The following is a 13,614-nucleotide window of genomic DNA, read 5'->3' as shown; positions in this document are numbered from 1 at the left end:
ACGACGCGCCCGTCGGGACGGCGCTGGCGTGACGCCCGGCGCTCAGGGAATGGCGACCGGGTACGAGCCCAGCACCTTGATCTGCGCCGAGTGCGCTTCCAGTTCGGCCAGCGCCTGCTTCATCGCCTCGTCTTCCACGTGGCCGGCCAGGTCGATGAAGAAGCCGTATTCCCACTTGGCCTGGTGCGAGGGACGCGACTCGATGCGGTTCATGCTGATGCCATGCCGCGCGAACGGGCTGAGCACGTCGAACAACGCACCCGGCTTGTCGTGGATGAACACCAGCACCGAAGTGCGGTCATGCCCGGAGGTGGGAAAGATCTGCCGGCCGATCACCAGAAAACGCGTGGTGTTGTCGTCGTCGTCTTCGATCGACTTCATGATGACTTTCTTCAAGCCATACACATGCGCGGCGCTCTCGCCGCCGATCGCCGCGGCGTCCTCGGCATTGCGGGCGCGGCGTGCGCCTTCGGCATTGCTGGAGACGGCGATCTTCTCGACCTTGGGCAGGTGCGAACGCAGCCAACCGGCGGTCTGCGCAAACGACTGCGAATGCGCGTAGATGCGCTCGATGTCTTCCAGCCGGCCGTTGCGCGAGAGCAGGTACTGGTGCACGCGCAGTTCGACTTCGCCACAGATTTTCAGGTTGGAGGTCAGGAACATGTCCAGGGTGACCTGGATGGTGCCCTGGCCGGAATTTTCCACCGGCACCACACCGAAATCGGCATTGCCGGCTTCCACTTCCTGGAACACTTCCTCGATGGTTGCCATCGGCAGGCCGACTGCCGAACGACCGAAGTGCTTAAGCACCGCCTGCTGGCTGAAGGTGCCTTCCGGGCCGAGATAGCCGATCTTCAACGGCTCCTGCTGGGCCAGGCACGCGGACATGATTTCGCGGTACACGTGCACCAGCACTTCGTCGCTGAGCGGGCCTTCGTTGCGGTCCACCACCATGCGCAGCACCTGCGCCTCGCGCTCGGGCCGGTAGTAATCCACCGCCGCGGCGAGCTTGCCCTTGGCCTTGCCGACCTGATGGGCGAAGTTGGCGCGTTCGGCGATCAACGCCTGGATGGTGCGGTCGATCTCGTCAATCTTGGCGCGCACGTCGGCCAGCACCGGCGCAGCCGTGGCCGGCTTGGTCGCGCGCTTGTCTGAGGCGTTGGCCGCGGACTTGGCGGCGGACTTGCCTGCCGGTTTGGTCTTGCCGCCGGTGGGGGCACTGGGCTTGCTGGACTTGGGAGCCATCGCTCGGCATTCCTTGAAATTGCGGCGCATGCGCCTGCGCGGCATGCGCCGCGGTCGAATGAAAGACTCAGCCGTGACGCTGCTGGAAGTCGTGCATGAAGCTGGCCAGCGCCTGCGCGCCCGCCACCGGCATCGCGTTGTACAAGGACGCGCGAATGCCGCCGACCGCCTTGTGCCCCTTCAGCGCCAGCAGACCGGCCGCCTTGGATTCGCTGACGAACAACGCATCCAGCTGCTCGTCGGCCAGGAAGAACGGGATGTTCATGCGCGAACGCACCGCCGGCTTGACCAGGTTGCGGTAGAACCCGCCGGAACCATCGATCGCGCCATACACCAGCGCGGCCTTTTCGGCGTTGCGGCGGGCGAACTCGTCCACCCCGCCCTGCTCCAGCATCCACTTCACGGTGAGTCCGAGCAGATACCAGTTCCAGGTCGGCGGCGTGTTGAGCATCGAATCGCGGGCGGCATGCGAGGCGTAGTTGAAGATGTCCGCGCGCGGCTGGCCGGCGCGTTCGAGCAACTCGCGCCGCACGATCAGTACCGAGATGCCAACCGGGCCCAGATTCTTCTGCGCGCCGGCATAGATCAGCCCGTAGCGCGACACATCCAGCGGCTCGGAGGCGATCGACGAACTGAAATCGGCAAACAGCGGCAGCGTGCCCACCGCCGGCGTGTCGCGGAACTCGACGCCATGGATGGTTTCGTTGGCAGTGATGTGCACGTAGGCCGAGTGCGGCGACAAGGTCCAGCTGGCTACTGGCGGAATGTCGGTGAAGCCGCCCGCCTGGCCGTCGGCGGCAATGCGTGCATCCACATAGGTTGCCGCCTGCTTGATCGCGGTCTTGCCCCAGTGGCCGGTGATCACGTAGTCGGCGGCCTGGCCGGGTGCGGCGAAATTCAGCGGCAGCAGCGCCTGGATGGTGGTGGCGCCACCGGCAGTGAACAGCACCGCGTAATCGTCGGGAATCGACAACAGGGTGCGCAGATCGGCTTCGGCCGCGGCCGCCACGGCCATGAAATCGGCGCTGCGGTGGCTGATTTCCACGATCGAGGCGCCGACGCCGTTCCACTCGACCATCTCTTCCTGCGCCTGGCGCAGGACCGATTCCGGCAATGTCGCAGGGCCGGCACTGAAATTGAACGCGCGTGTCATGGCACACCTTGTCGAGCTAGCCTTCTAGTATGCCGCAGCGCACCGGCCTTGGCAGCGTTGCAGAAAAGTTGCATGTGCATCCTTCTCACCCACGGCGACGTATGGTTTGCGTAGACCATCGGCAGCGTCATCACCATGGTCCGGTATTCTCATCAGCAGCCACTGTCAGGAGCGAGCCATGTCCCTTCGCGATGTCTTGAAGACGCCGTCCAGCGAGATCACCGATGAGGCCGTCTACCGCGACCGACGCCGGCTGCTGCAGCTGTTTGCGCTGACCCCGGCGCTGGGCGTGGCCGGCTGCGCCGAGGCCGATCCGCCGCCTCCGCCCAAGACCGTGGTGACCCCGGCGCAGGCACGCAGCGGCTTCCGTACCGCCGAGGAACTGACCCGGCTGGAAGACGTCACCAGCTACAACAACTTCTACGAGTTCGGCACCGACAAGACCGACCCGTCCAAGGCCGCCAAGACCCTGAAGCTGTCGCCGTGGTCGGTGAAGGTCAGCGGCGAATGCGAAAAGCCCGGCAGCCTGTCGCTGGACGAGTTGCTCAAGGGCATCAGCGCGGAAGAGCGCATCTACCGGCTGCGCTGCGTGGAAGGCTGGTCGATGGTGATCCCGTGGACGGGCGTGCCGCTGGGTGAGGTGCTCAAGCGCTTCGCACCGACTTCCAAGGCCAAGTACGTGGCATTCACCACGCTGGCTGATCCGCAGCAGATGCCGGGCGTGCGCTACCGCTCGATCAACTGGCCGTACCGCGAGGGCCTGCGCATTGACGAAGCGATGCATCCGCTGACCCTGCTGGCCACCGGCCTGTACGGCAAGCCGCTACCGCAGCAGAACGGAGCGCCGCTGCGGCTGGTGGTGCCGTGGAAGTACGGCTTCAAGAGCATCAAGTCGATCGTGGAAATCCGCTTTGTCGAGAAGATGCCCGAGACCGCGTGGCACGATCTGCAGCCGTCCGAATACGGCTTCTTTTCCAACGTCAATCCGGCGGTGGATCACCCACGCTGGAGCCAGAAGACCGAGCGCCGTATCGCCGGCACCGCGAGCAAGTTGTTCGCCGAGCGCATCGCGACCAAGCCGTTCAACGGCTACGCGGACCAGGTCGCCTCGCTGTACGCGGGGATGGACCTGAAGAAGTGGTTCTAAGGGCAGTGATGCCCCCTGAGTAGGAGCGCACCCGGGCGCGACGGGCGTCACCAGGAATGCCCGTCGCGCCCGGGTGCGCTCCTACGATGCATGTTGATGCCCGCGCTGCATCGCTTCCTTCTTCGAGATCGCATGGCCAAGACTTCCGCGTCCCTGATCGCCGCCAAGACCCTGGTGCACGTCGCCGCGCTGACGCCGATCGCCTTGCTCGGCTGGCAGTTCTGGCAGGTCTGGCAAACCGGCAGCGATGCGCTGGGTGCCGATCCGGTGGCCGAGATCGAGCACCGCACCGGGCTGTGGGCGCTGCGCTTTCTGTTGATCACCCTGGCGATCACGCCGCTGCGCCAGCTCACCGGCCAGGCGACGCTGATCCGTTTCCGGCGCATGCTCGGGCTGTACGCGTTCTTCTACGCCAGCGTGCATCTGGCGGCCTACCTGAGCCTGGATCTGCGCGGCTACTGGACGCAGATCTTCGAGGAGATCCTCAAGCGTCCCTACATCACCGTGGGCTTTGCGGCATGGCTGCTGCTGGTGCCGCTGGCGATCACCTCCACCCAGGGCTGGATGCGGCGGCTCAAGCGCAACTGGGGACGCCTGCACATGCTGATCTACCCGATCGGCTTGCTGGCCGTACTGCATTTCTGGTGGCTGGTGAAATCCGACATCCGCGAACCGGCGCTGTATGCCGGCATCCTGGCGGTGCTGCTGGGCTGGCGGATCTGGAAGAAACTCAGCGCGCGCCGAACCACAGCAAGGCGCTCAACGCCGCCGCCAGCAGCACCGCGCTGAGCAGCAACCACGGCCAGCGCGCCACCTTGACCGGCGCACGCACCGGTTCGCCGGGCGCGCGTGGTGGCGGCAACGGCTCCGACTCGGGAAGGTCCCAGGTGGTGCCGTGATGGATCCGCGGCACCTCCACGACAAAGCGGTGGCGGGCATCGAACACAATCTGGTCGCCGGCCTGCAGCCAGCCGTCGCGCACCTGCACGCCGTTGATCCAGCTGCCTTCTTCCGAACCCAGGTCGCGGATCAGCACACGGTCGCCGTGACGTTCCAGGCGCGCGTGCTGCGCGGCGAAGGCCGGGTCGTCGATGACGATGTCCGCCGCCGGGTCGCTGCCGACCAGGCGTGAGCGGTCCAGCGTGAAGCTGCGCCCGTGATGGCGGCCGCCCAGCCCGCGCAACAGCAGGCAGACCTCGCTCAGGCCGGCATCGTCGTCTGCAACGTCGTTGGCCGGCGCGCTCGATGGCGCACTGCGCAGGAGCATCTCCACGCCGTCGGCGTAGATCGCATCGCCGGGGCGCAACAGCGCCATGCGCCGCACCGGACGTCCGTTGACATGGATGCCGCGGATCCCGTTGGCCACCTGCAGCCACAGCCCGCGCTGGTCCAGGCAGAACTGCGCCAACAGCAACGCCCCCTGCGCATCGGCAACCACCCGCACGCTGCCGGAGGCATGGCGGACGATCCGGTGGACGCCGGGCTTGAGGGAATGATCCGGCTGCTGCCGGTGGGTGAAATGAACTTGCAGATCGCGCACCCGCCGCAGCCTAGCAGGTTTGCCCCGCGCCGCGGCCAACAATGTGACCGGCGTCCGGCCGACGCAGGTACGGCATCGAGGTGCGTCGCTGCCCGACCACACGCGCGCCGCACTTGGAGCCTGGCCCGCGCATGCGCACAATGCACGCTTCTTTCATCTTTCCCATGGAACCCATGTCCAGCATCGATATCCGCCACGACCATGCCTTGTCGCCGGCCCAGGCCCGCGCAGCGATCGATGCGGCGGCGCGCAAGTTGACCGATCGCTATGGCGTCGCCTCGCACTGGGAAGGCGACACCTTGCGCATCGCGCGGGCCGGCGTGGATGGGGCAATCACCCTGCTGCCGCAGCAGGTACATGTCACCGCCGAGCTCGGTTTCCTGTTGTCGGCGATGCAGCCGATGGTGGAGTCGGAGATCCGTCGCCTGCTGGCAGAAAAACTCGCCTGAGCATGCCGCGTCGCTGGTCCGGGCCTGATCGCCTGGCCAGGGCCTGACCGCGCAGGTGCTTCAGCGACAAGTCACCCGCGCGGCCCGTGGCAGGCGGATGCTCTGAGCGTGCTTCACCTGCTCGATGCAGTGCCGGGACTAGGGTGAAGGCAACGTCACTTTGGCAACCCACAGGAGCATTCCATGACGACCGGATACGATCAGAACGGCAAGCGCGACGATGCCGCGCACGGCTTCCAGGCGCAGGCAGAACAGATTTCGCGCCGGCTCGGCGAATCGGCGCAGACGGTGTGGCTGGCCGGGCTCGGTGCGCTGGGACGGGTACAGAGCGAGGGTGGCAAGTTGTTCGATTCGCTGGTGCGCGAAGGCGCAGCCTACGAGCGCAGCGGCCAGCGCAAGGCAGCCGAAAGCGTCGATGAGCTGCGCGAAGAGGTGGAGACCCAGTTCGAGCAGGCACGCGACACCGCCGTACGCGGCTGGGACAAGCTGGGCAAGGCCTTCGACGAACGCGTCAAGGGCGTGCTGCGCACGCTCAACATCCCCGAGCAGGACGAACTGGAAAACCTGCGCCGCGAGGTGGAATCGCTCAAGGCCCAGGTGCGCGCCAATACCGCCGCAACCAAGCGCGCCAACCGCACCGCCAATCAGGCCGCACAGGCCGCCAGCAGCGACACCACCGGCGCAGGCTCGACCAGCAGCAACTCCAGCCCTGGCAGCGCTGCGTTTGATGGTGAATAAGCCAGCCCGGCAATGTTGCAAAGCAACATGATTTTTTAGACAATCAGGAAGGACCCGCCAGTCCTGTAATACGAAGTCCGTTTGCTCCCCTCCCCTCACGGCTTCGGACTGGCGGGTCTTTCGCTATCTGGATCACGCTGCGTGGTATCGCCGCCCGCGATCCATTGACGAATCTGCGGCGAAGGATTCTTCTAGGCGCACCGCTTCGTCATACGTTCCATACCTTCGCTTGATGCTCATGCCTTCCTGGATTGTGGCGCTTGTGGCTTCCCTGCTGCTCTGGCTGGGAGTGTGTGCGTATGTGTGGCTGGTGCGCCGCCGTGCCAACGAAACCAGCGAGGGTGTGCGTGCATTGGCGGCGATGCACTGGCGCGACTTTTCCGCCGTGGTGCAGCGCGTGCTGCAGGAGCAACGCGGCTGGCAACCCACGCACGTGCCGCAGGACGGCCTGCCGACGGCCGACTTCATGATGCAGACCGAGCACGGCACGCGCCTGGTGGCCTGCAAGCACGGGCGCGGCTATCGCATCGGCGTGGCAGCGGTGAACGAGCTGGGCGCGATGGCGCGGCTGGCCGGCGCGGGCGGCGGCGTGATGGTGACCGAGGGCCGCATGGAACGCGAAGGCCTGGCGGCCGCCGAGAAGCAGTCCATCGAAGTGCTGGATGGCGTGCGCTTGTGGCCCTTGCTCAAACCGTATCTGCCGGGCGATGTGGAAACCGGCGTAGTCGGCATGGCGCGCCGTCGCGCGATCCGTCACAGCGTCATTGCCGGTGCAGCGCTGGCGACCCTGGCGCTGGTCGCGGTGCTGGCCTTGCAACCGGTGGCGCCGCCTGCGCCCACGCAGCAGGCAGCGGTGGCCGCCGCCCCAGGCGCTGCCGCAGCGGTCGCTGCAACACCTGCACCGCAGGGCGCGAGCTCGCCGCAGGCCGCGCCGCCATCAGCCGCACCGCCTGCATTGACGCCACTGGCAGGCGATGCCGAACCGGATGCGGCAACCATGCAGGGCTATCAGCGCGAGGTGTCCAAGGCGCTGGCACAGACGCCCGGCCTGGTGCGCGGCATCTGGATCACCCAGGCAACGCTGGCGGTGGATCGCTCGGTTGACGATGCGGCGGCGTGGCCGTTGATCTGCCGCGAACTGCAGCGCTATCCCTACCTGCGCACCGTGCGCGTGCAACTCAATCCGCGCCCCGGCGTGGACGAAGCGGTGCGCTGGCGGCAGTGCACGACGATCTGATTCATGGATCGCCCCATGCGCCTGCGCGCGAGGCTTGAGGGTCAGCGCATTCCCGGTGCGAACCGCGCCACCAGGTCGTAGGATCCGCCCAGAAACAGCTGACGTACGTAGGTGACCGGCTGGTCGCCGCGCCAGGTGTGGCGATCGATGACCAGGCAGGCCGCGCCATCGTCCACCTGCAGGCGTTCGGCTTGCGCGGCGTCCGCACTGACGGCGCTGATGCGGTGTTCGGCGCGCGTCCACGGCACGTTGCGCAACAACCAACTGCCCGGCGCCACGTCGGTGAACGGCTGCAGTAACGCCTCGGGCACGGTAGTGGTGTCGATCACCCGCTGTTCCAGCGCGAACGGGCGGCCGTCTGCCAGGTGCACGCTTTCCAGCGCCAGCACCTTGCCGCTGCTGCCCAGGGCCCGCTCCTGCGGCACGCGCAGGCGCGGGCTGCGCAGTCGACGCGACAACAACGCGAACCGGTAGACGTGGCCGCGCGCGGTCATTTCCACTTCGATGTCGGGGATCGACAACGCGACCTGCTCCAGATGCGGATGCGGGCGCGCCACGAACGAGCCGGTGCGGCGACGCCGTTCGATCATGCCGGCATCGGCAAGCAGGCCGAGCACCTTGTTCACGGTCATGCGCGAGCAGCCGTATTGCGCCATCAGCTCGTGCTCGGGCGGCACACGGTGACCGGGCGGCCAGTCGCCACTGTGGATGCGGCGTTCCAGATCCTGCCGGATGCGTTGATGCAGGGTGCCGGGCGCGGCGGTGGGGGTGGCGGTCAAAACAGGTCTCCGGTCAGACCCGCATTGTGCGCGCATCCGCTCATTTGCTCAGCAGCGATCGCAGAACCCCGGCAAAACGCGTGGCAATCCGCGTGCGATCCACATGGCGCCCGTCGCGCACCACCGGTTGCCCGGCGCGCCAGACGGTGCGCACCGCACCGCCGCGCGCGGCGAACAGCCAACTATCCAGCAGCGCATCGTCGTTGCGCGCCAGCAGCGCCGGATGAGTCGGGTCCAGTTCGAGCAGATCGGCCGATGCGCCGACCCGGATGCCGCTGCGCGCAATGCCCAGGGCCTGCGCGGCACCCTCGCCCGCCTGCTCGAACAACCAACGCCCGCTGGAGGCGCCCCCCTGCGCCAGCACATTGCGCGCCTGCAGCTGCAGACGCTGGCCGTATTCGAGCAGGCGCAGTTCTTCGGCCGCGTCGATCAACACATTCGAATCCGAGCCGACACCAAAGCGCCCGCCCGCAGCGGCAAATGCCTGCATCGGGAACAGGCCGTCGCCCAGATTCGCCTCGGTGATCGGGCACAGACCGACCACCGCGCCGCTGTCGACGATGGCCTGCAGCTCGCTCGCGTCCACATGCGTGGCATGCACCAGGCACCAGCGTGCATCCACCGGTGCGTTGGCCTGCAGCCACTGCAGCGGGCGCTGGCCGGACCAGGCCAGGCAGGCCTGGACCTCGCGCTGCTGCTCGGCGATATGGATGTGGATCGGCCCATCGGTGAGTGGCACCAGCGCAGCCAACTGCTCCGGCGTGACCGCGCGCAGGCTGTGTGGCGCCAGCCCGAGCACGGCATCCGGCAATGTTTTCAAGCTGCCCTTGCAGTCGTCCAGCAACCGAGCGAAGCCGTCGATGTCGTGGATCAAACGACGCTGCGCTGCGCTGGGCGCCACGCCACCGAAATCCGCATGCGCATAGAACACCGGCAACAGCGTCAGCCCGATGCCGGTGTTGGCGGCGGCAGCAGCGATGCGCCCGGACATTTCGCCGGCCTGCGCATACGCCGCGCCGCTGGGGCTGTGGTGCAGGTAATGGAATTCGCCGACGCGGGTGAAGCCGCTTTCGAGCATCTCCACATAGGCCTGTTCGGCGATCGCCTGCAGGCTGTCCGGATCGAGCCGGTCGACGAAGCGGTAGATCAACTCGCGCCAGCTCCAGAAACTGTCGCCACTGCGCCCGCCCACTTCGGTCAGCCCCGCCATGCCGCGCTGGAACGCATGGCTATGCAGGTTGCCCAGCCCGGGCAGCAGCCGCTCGACCCGGGTGTCGTCTGCAGCAGGCGTGGCGCCGGGCTGCACCGAGGCGATGCGCCCCTGCGCCAGTGTGATCCGCACGTCGCCCGCCCAGCCATCGGGCAGGAGAGCCCGCGCCGCCCACAACGCCTGCACCTGTTGGTCTGCCACTGGACACCCTCGATTGCCGGTTCTATTGTATATACATATCAGACACCACGAGCCTGCGCCATGCATTGCGACGTCCTCTGGCACAACGCACAGCTGATGACCCTGGACGCAGCCGATGGTGGCCTGGGCATCGTGGACGATGGCGTTCTGGCCTGCCAGGACGGCCGCATCACCTATGCCGGCCCGACCGCGCAGGCCCCGGCGCTGACACCGGACGTTGCGCACGATTGCCGGCGTCGCTGGATCAGCCCCGGCCTGATCGATTGCCATACCCATCTGGTGTATGCAGGCAATCGCGCCAACGAATTCGAGCAACGCCTGCGCGGTGCCAGTTATGCCGAGATTGCCGCAGCCGGCGGCGGCATCGTGGCCACGGTGCGCGCCACCCGCGCCGCCGACGACGCAGCGCTGCTGGCCGCCAGCCTGCCGCGCCTGGACGCCATGCTCGCCGAAGGCGTGACCACGCTGGAAATCAAATCCGGCTACGGGCTGACGCTGGAGGACGAAACCAAGCAGCTGCGCGTGGCACGCCAGCTCGCTGCGCTGCGCAAGGTCGAAGTGGTGCCGACCTTCCTCGGTGCGCATGCGGTGCCGCCGGGCGGCGATGCGCAGAGCTATATCGATGCCGTCTGCACGCAGATGATTCCGGCGATCGCCGCGCAAGGGCTTGCCGAGGCGGTGGACGTGTTCTGCGAGCATCTGGCGTTCTCGCCCGCACAGGCCGAACAGGTCTTCCGCGCCGCGCAGGCACACGGCCTGGACATCAAGATCCATGCCGAGCAACTGAGCAATCAGCATGGCGCGCAACTGGCCGCACGCCATGGCGCGTTGTCGGCCGACCACATCGAATACCTGGATGACGCCGGCATTGCCGCAATGGCCGGCGCCGGCACCGTCGCGGTGCTGTTGCCGGGCGCGTTCTATTTCACCCGCGACACCCAGCTGCCGCCGATCGCGGCGTTGCGCGCCGCCGGCGTGCCGCTGGCCCTGGCCACCGACTGCAATCCGGGCACCTCGCCGCTGACCAGCCCGCTGCTGGCGATGAACATGGCCGCCACGCTGTTCCGCATGACCGTGGACGAGTGCATCGCCGGGTTCACCCGCGAAGCCGCACGCGCGCTCGGGCGCGGCGAGCGACTGGGCCGGCTGCGCGCCGGCCTGCACTGCGACCTGGCGATCTGGGACATCGATGCGCCGGCCGACCTGGTCTACCGCATGGGCTTCAACCCTCTTCATGCCCGCGTCTGGCGCGGGCATTCCTGCTGAATCCGGAGTCATCATGAGTGCTTCTCTTGTCTTGCAGCCCGGCCAGGTCACGCTGACGCAGTGGCGTGCGCTGTATCGCGGCGCCGACGTCGTGCTGGACGACGCCTGCGCGGCCGCGGTGCTGCGCAGCGCGCAGACGGTGGAGGCCATCGTGGCGCGCGGCGAGCCGGTGTATGGCGTCAATACCGGCTTCGGCAAGCTGGCCAGCGTGCGCATCGAACGCGAGGACCTGCAGACCCTGCAGCGCAATATCGTGCTCTCGCACGCCGCCGGCGTCGGCGAGCCCACGCCGGTGCCGGTGGTGCGGTTGATGATGGCGCTCAAGCTCACCAGCCTGGCCCAGGGCGCTTCCGGGGTGCAGCCGCAGACGCTGGCATTGCTGGACGCGATGCTGCGCCTGGGCATCACGCCGGTGGTGCCGTGCCAGGGCTCGGTCGGTGCCTCCGGCGATCTGGCACCGCTGTCGCACCTGGCCGCGGTGATGATCGGCGTCGGCGAAGCCTTCGTCGGCGGGCAACGCCTGCCTGCCGCCGACGCGCTGGCACAGGCGCAGCTGCAGCCGCGCGTGCTGGGCGCCAAGGAAGGCCTGGCGCTGCTCAACGGCACCCAGTTCTCCACCGCCTGCGCCTTGGCCGGCCTGTTCGAGATCGAAACCGTGCTGCAGGCAGCGCTGGTCACCGGCGCGCTGTCGGTGGAAGCGGCCAAGGGCTCGGACACGCCGTTCGATGCACGCATCCATGCCTTGCGCGGCCAGCCGGGGCAGATCGCCACCGCTGCCGCGCTGCGCGCGCTGATGGCCGATTCGAGCATCCGCGAATCGCATCGGCTGGGCGATGTGCGCGTGCAGGATCCGTACTGCCTGCGCTGCCAGCCGCAGGTGATGGGCGCGGCGCTGGACATCATGCGTCAGGCCGCACGCACGCTGGAGATCGAGGCCAATGGTGTCTCGGATAACCCGTTGGTGTTCAGCGATACCGGCGAGGCCTTGTCCGGCGGCAACTTCCACGCCGAGCCGGTGGCCTTCGCGGCCGACATGCTGGCGATGGCGGTCTGCGAAATCGGCTCGATCAGCGAACGCCGCACCGCGATGCTGGTCGACCCGGCCTTGTCGGGCCTGCCGGCGTTCCTCACCCCGCGCCCGGGCCTGAATTCCGGTTTCATGATTCCGCAGGTCACCGCTGCGGCCCTGGTGTCGGAAAACAAGCAGCGCGCGTATCCGGCCAGTGTCGATTCGATCCCGACCTCGGCCAATCAGGAAGATCATGTGTCGATGGCCGCGCATGGCGCGCGGCGTCTGCTGGCGATGGCCGAGAACGCCGCGCACGTGATCGGCATCGAACTGCTGGCGGCCGTGCAAGGCTGCGACTTCCATGCGCCGCTGCGCTCCAGCACCGCGCTGGAAGCCGCGCGCGCCCTGCTGCGCGCGCAGGTACCGACCCTGCAGGACGACCGCTATTTCCATCCCGACATGCTGGCGGCCAGTGCGTTGGTGCGTTCGGGCGCGCTCGCGCAGGCGGTCGCCATCGCCTTGCCAGGCGTGGAGCAGCACGCATGACGCGCCACTTCGCAGCCGCTGGAATGACCTCGGCAGCGTCGTGTTCGCGGGTGCAAGGTCTCGCGTCACTGCCGAGCGCGCATCTGCGCGACGACCATGCACTGCGGGCGATACGCGCGCGCGGACTGCTTGCGCGTCAGGCCGTGCTGCGCGCTTGCGCGCCGCGCGCCGGCCGGATGCAGGCGCGACATCGTCGCGCCTTGACGATCGCACCAGCACAAGGTGCACCGCGATGAGCGCCCTGCCCTGGCTCGAGATCCACCGCGGCGATGCGCCGCTGATCCTCAGCTTTCCGCATACCGGCACCGAGCTGCCCGAGGAGATGGTCGACCAGTTCGTCTCGCCCTGGCTGGCACGCCGCGATGCCGATTGGTGGGTGCATCAGCTGTACGACTTCGCGCAATCGCTCGGCGCCACCACCGTGCGCACCGCGATCTCGCGCTCGGTGATCGACGTCAACCGCGACCCCAGCGGAGCGTCCCTGTACCCGGGCCAGAACACCACCGGCCTGTGCCCGCTGACCACCTTCGACAACCAGCCGCTGTATGCCGACGGCGCCGAACCCGACCAAGCGCAGATCGCCTGGCGCCGCACGCAGTGGTTCGACCCTTATCACGCTGCGCTCGCTGCCGAGATCGCGCGCCTGCGTACGCAGCACGCCAGCATCGTGGTCTACGACGCGCATTCGATCCGCTCGCATATTCCGCATCTGTTCGATGGCGAGCTGCCGCAGTTCAACATCGGCAGCAACGACGACCGCAGTTGCGATCCGGCCCTGGCCGATGCCGTGGAGCAGCTGTGCCGCAGCAGCGGCTCGAGCACCGTGCGCAACGGGCGCTTCAAGGGCGGCTGGATCACCCGCCATTACGCGCAGCCCGGGCATGGCGTGCATACGCTGCAGATGGAGCTGGCGTGCCGCGGCTATATGCGCGAGCCGGACACCATCACCCCGCAGAACTGGCCCACGCCCTGGCTTCCCGCACATGCGGTCGCACTGCGTGCGGTGCTGCGCCACGTGCTGCTGGCCTGCCTGCAGTTTGCCAACGCCACCGCTCACTCCTCCGCCACCACGCCGCCTGCGGCGCACCGTTGAT

14 protein-coding genes are annotated in these 13,614 nt (G+C 67.7%); 8 read left to right on the top strand and 6 right to left on the bottom strand.

Translation table 11 applies throughout. The annotated features are described in order from the left end of the window. Positions 1-42: 42 nt before the first annotated feature. Positions 43-1,245, bottom strand: a complete 1,203-nt coding sequence (pheA, locus tag AC1PLA_RS08820; protein ID WP_481106001.1) for a prephenate dehydratase — start codon at positions 1,243-1,245, stop codon at positions 43-45. A 67-nt stretch (positions 1,246-1,312) separates the two neighbouring features. Further along, the gene (serC, locus tag AC1PLA_RS08815; protein ID WP_039514318.1) at positions 1,313-2,398 is read right to left on the bottom strand and encodes a phosphoserine transaminase; all 1,086 of its coding nucleotides are present in this window, start codon (positions 2,396-2,398) and stop codon (positions 1,313-1,315) included. A gap of 178 nt (positions 2,399-2,576) precedes the next feature. On the opposite strand from serC, the gene msrP reads away from it, so the two are divergent. Both msrP and msrQ read left to right on the top strand, forming a co-directional pair. Further along, entirely contained in the window at positions 2,577-3,545 is a 969-nt protein-coding gene (msrP, locus tag AC1PLA_RS08810) for a protein-methionine-sulfoxide reductase catalytic subunit MsrP (RefSeq protein WP_024940184.1), read from the top strand. A gap of 132 nt (positions 3,546-3,677) precedes the next feature. Next, the gene (gene msrQ, locus AC1PLA_RS08805) at positions 3,678-4,334 is read left to right on the top strand and encodes a protein-methionine-sulfoxide reductase heme-binding subunit MsrQ (protein WP_481106000.1); all 657 of its coding nucleotides are present in this window, start codon (positions 3,678-3,680) and stop codon (positions 4,332-4,334) included. Here the strand turns inward: msrQ and AC1PLA_RS08800 are convergent. After that, positions 4,276-5,085: an FHA domain-containing protein gene (locus AC1PLA_RS08800; RefSeq protein ID WP_104594733.1), complete on the bottom strand. Its 810-nt coding sequence runs from the start codon at positions 5,083-5,085 to the stop codon at positions 4,276-4,278. The two genes, msrQ and AC1PLA_RS08800, sit on opposite strands and share 59 nt — an antisense overlap. Before the next feature lie 173 nt (positions 5,086-5,258). Here AC1PLA_RS08800 and AC1PLA_RS08795 point away from each other — a divergent pair, with 173 nt between their 5' ends. The 3 genes from AC1PLA_RS08795 (at position 5,259) to AC1PLA_RS08785 (ending at position 7,509) form a co-directional block, all read left to right on the top strand. Beyond that, a complete protein-coding gene (locus AC1PLA_RS08795) occupies positions 5,259-5,534 on the top strand; it encodes a polyhydroxyalkanoic acid system family protein (protein WP_026064847.1) in 276 nt (91 codons plus the stop codon). Between the two features lie 183 nt (positions 5,535-5,717). Beyond that, positions 5,718-6,272: a phasin family protein gene (locus tag AC1PLA_RS08790; RefSeq protein WP_481105999.1), complete on the top strand. Its 555-nt coding sequence runs from the start codon at positions 5,718-5,720 to the stop codon at positions 6,270-6,272. A 232-nt stretch (positions 6,273-6,504) separates the two neighbouring features. Next, positions 6,505-7,509, top strand: a complete 1,005-nt coding sequence (locus AC1PLA_RS08785) for a restriction endonuclease (RefSeq protein WP_481105998.1) — start codon at positions 6,505-6,507, stop codon at positions 7,507-7,509. Between the two features lie 41 nt (positions 7,510-7,550). Here the strand turns inward: AC1PLA_RS08785 and hutC are convergent, their stop codons facing one another. Next, the gene (gene hutC, locus AC1PLA_RS08780) at positions 7,551-8,324 is read right to left on the bottom strand and encodes a histidine utilization repressor (protein ID WP_180969646.1); all 774 of its coding nucleotides are present in this window, start codon (positions 8,322-8,324) and stop codon (positions 7,551-7,553) included. Positions 8,325-8,328: 4 nt separating this feature from the next. Then, positions 8,329-9,699, bottom strand: coding sequence for a formimidoylglutamate deiminase (locus AC1PLA_RS08775; protein ID WP_481105997.1), 1,371 nt, complete (start codon positions 9,697-9,699; stop codon positions 8,329-8,331). 60 nt (positions 9,700-9,759) lie between these two features. On the opposite strand from AC1PLA_RS08775, the gene hutI reads away from it, so the two are divergent. Then, positions 9,760-10,965, top strand: coding sequence for an imidazolonepropionase (gene hutI / locus AC1PLA_RS08770; RefSeq protein ID WP_481105996.1), 1,206 nt, complete (start codon positions 9,760-9,762; stop codon positions 10,963-10,965). A gap of 13 nt (positions 10,966-10,978) precedes the next feature. Next, positions 10,979-12,520 (top strand): histidine ammonia-lyase, encoded by a 1,542-nt coding sequence (gene hutH / locus AC1PLA_RS08765; RefSeq protein WP_481105995.1) that lies wholly within the window; start codon positions 10,979-10,981, stop codon positions 12,518-12,520. A gap of 65 nt (positions 12,521-12,585) precedes the next feature. Here hutH and AC1PLA_RS08760 read toward each other — a convergent pair whose 3' ends face one another. Continuing rightward, entirely contained in the window at positions 12,586-12,711 is a 126-nt protein-coding gene (locus tag AC1PLA_RS08760) for a hypothetical protein (protein WP_481105994.1), read from the bottom strand. 41 nt (positions 12,712-12,752) lie between these two features. On the opposite strand from AC1PLA_RS08760, the gene hutG reads away from it, so the two are divergent. Beyond that, entirely contained in the window at positions 12,753-13,613 is an 861-nt protein-coding gene (gene hutG / locus AC1PLA_RS08755; RefSeq protein ID WP_102252226.1) for an N-formylglutamate deformylase, read from the top strand. Position 13,614: the final 1 nt, after the last annotated feature.

This window comes from Xanthomonas sp. NCPPB 1826, from assembly GCF_056725285.1.
This window is presented reverse-complemented; position numbering and strand designations above follow the sequence as displayed.

Coding starts and splice junctions, on each gene's coding strand:
- pheA (WP_481106001.1), bottom strand. CDS start 1,245: ATGGCTCCCAAGTCCAGCAAGCCCAGTGCCCCCACCGGCGGCAAGACC.
- serC (WP_039514318.1), bottom strand. CDS start 2,398: ATGACACGCGCGTTCAATTTCAGTGCCGGCCCTGCGACATTGCCGGAA.
- msrP (WP_024940184.1), top strand. CDS start 2,577: ATGTCCCTTCGCGATGTCTTGAAGACGCCGTCCAGCGAGATCACCGAT.
- msrQ (WP_481106000.1), top strand. CDS start 3,678: ATGGCCAAGACTTCCGCGTCCCTGATCGCCGCCAAGACCCTGGTGCAC.
- AC1PLA_RS08795 (WP_026064847.1), top strand. CDS start 5,259: ATGTCCAGCATCGATATCCGCCACGACCATGCCTTGTCGCCGGCCCAG.
- AC1PLA_RS08790 (WP_481105999.1), top strand. CDS start 5,718: ATGACGACCGGATACGATCAGAACGGCAAGCGCGACGATGCCGCGCAC.
- AC1PLA_RS08785 (WP_481105998.1), top strand. CDS start 6,505: ATGCTCATGCCTTCCTGGATTGTGGCGCTTGTGGCTTCCCTGCTGCTC.
- hutC (WP_180969646.1), bottom strand. CDS start 8,324: ATGCGCGCACAATGCGGGTCTGACCGGAGACCTGTTTTGACCGCCACC.
- hutI (WP_481105996.1), top strand. CDS start 9,760: ATGCATTGCGACGTCCTCTGGCACAACGCACAGCTGATGACCCTGGAC.
- hutH (WP_481105995.1), top strand. CDS start 10,979: ATGAGTGCTTCTCTTGTCTTGCAGCCCGGCCAGGTCACGCTGACGCAG.
- AC1PLA_RS08760 (WP_481105994.1), bottom strand. CDS start 12,711: ATGTCGCGCCTGCATCCGGCCGGCGCGCGGCGCGCAAGCGCGCAGCAC.
- hutG (WP_102252226.1), top strand. CDS start 12,753: ATGAGCGCCCTGCCCTGGCTCGAGATCCACCGCGGCGATGCGCCGCTG.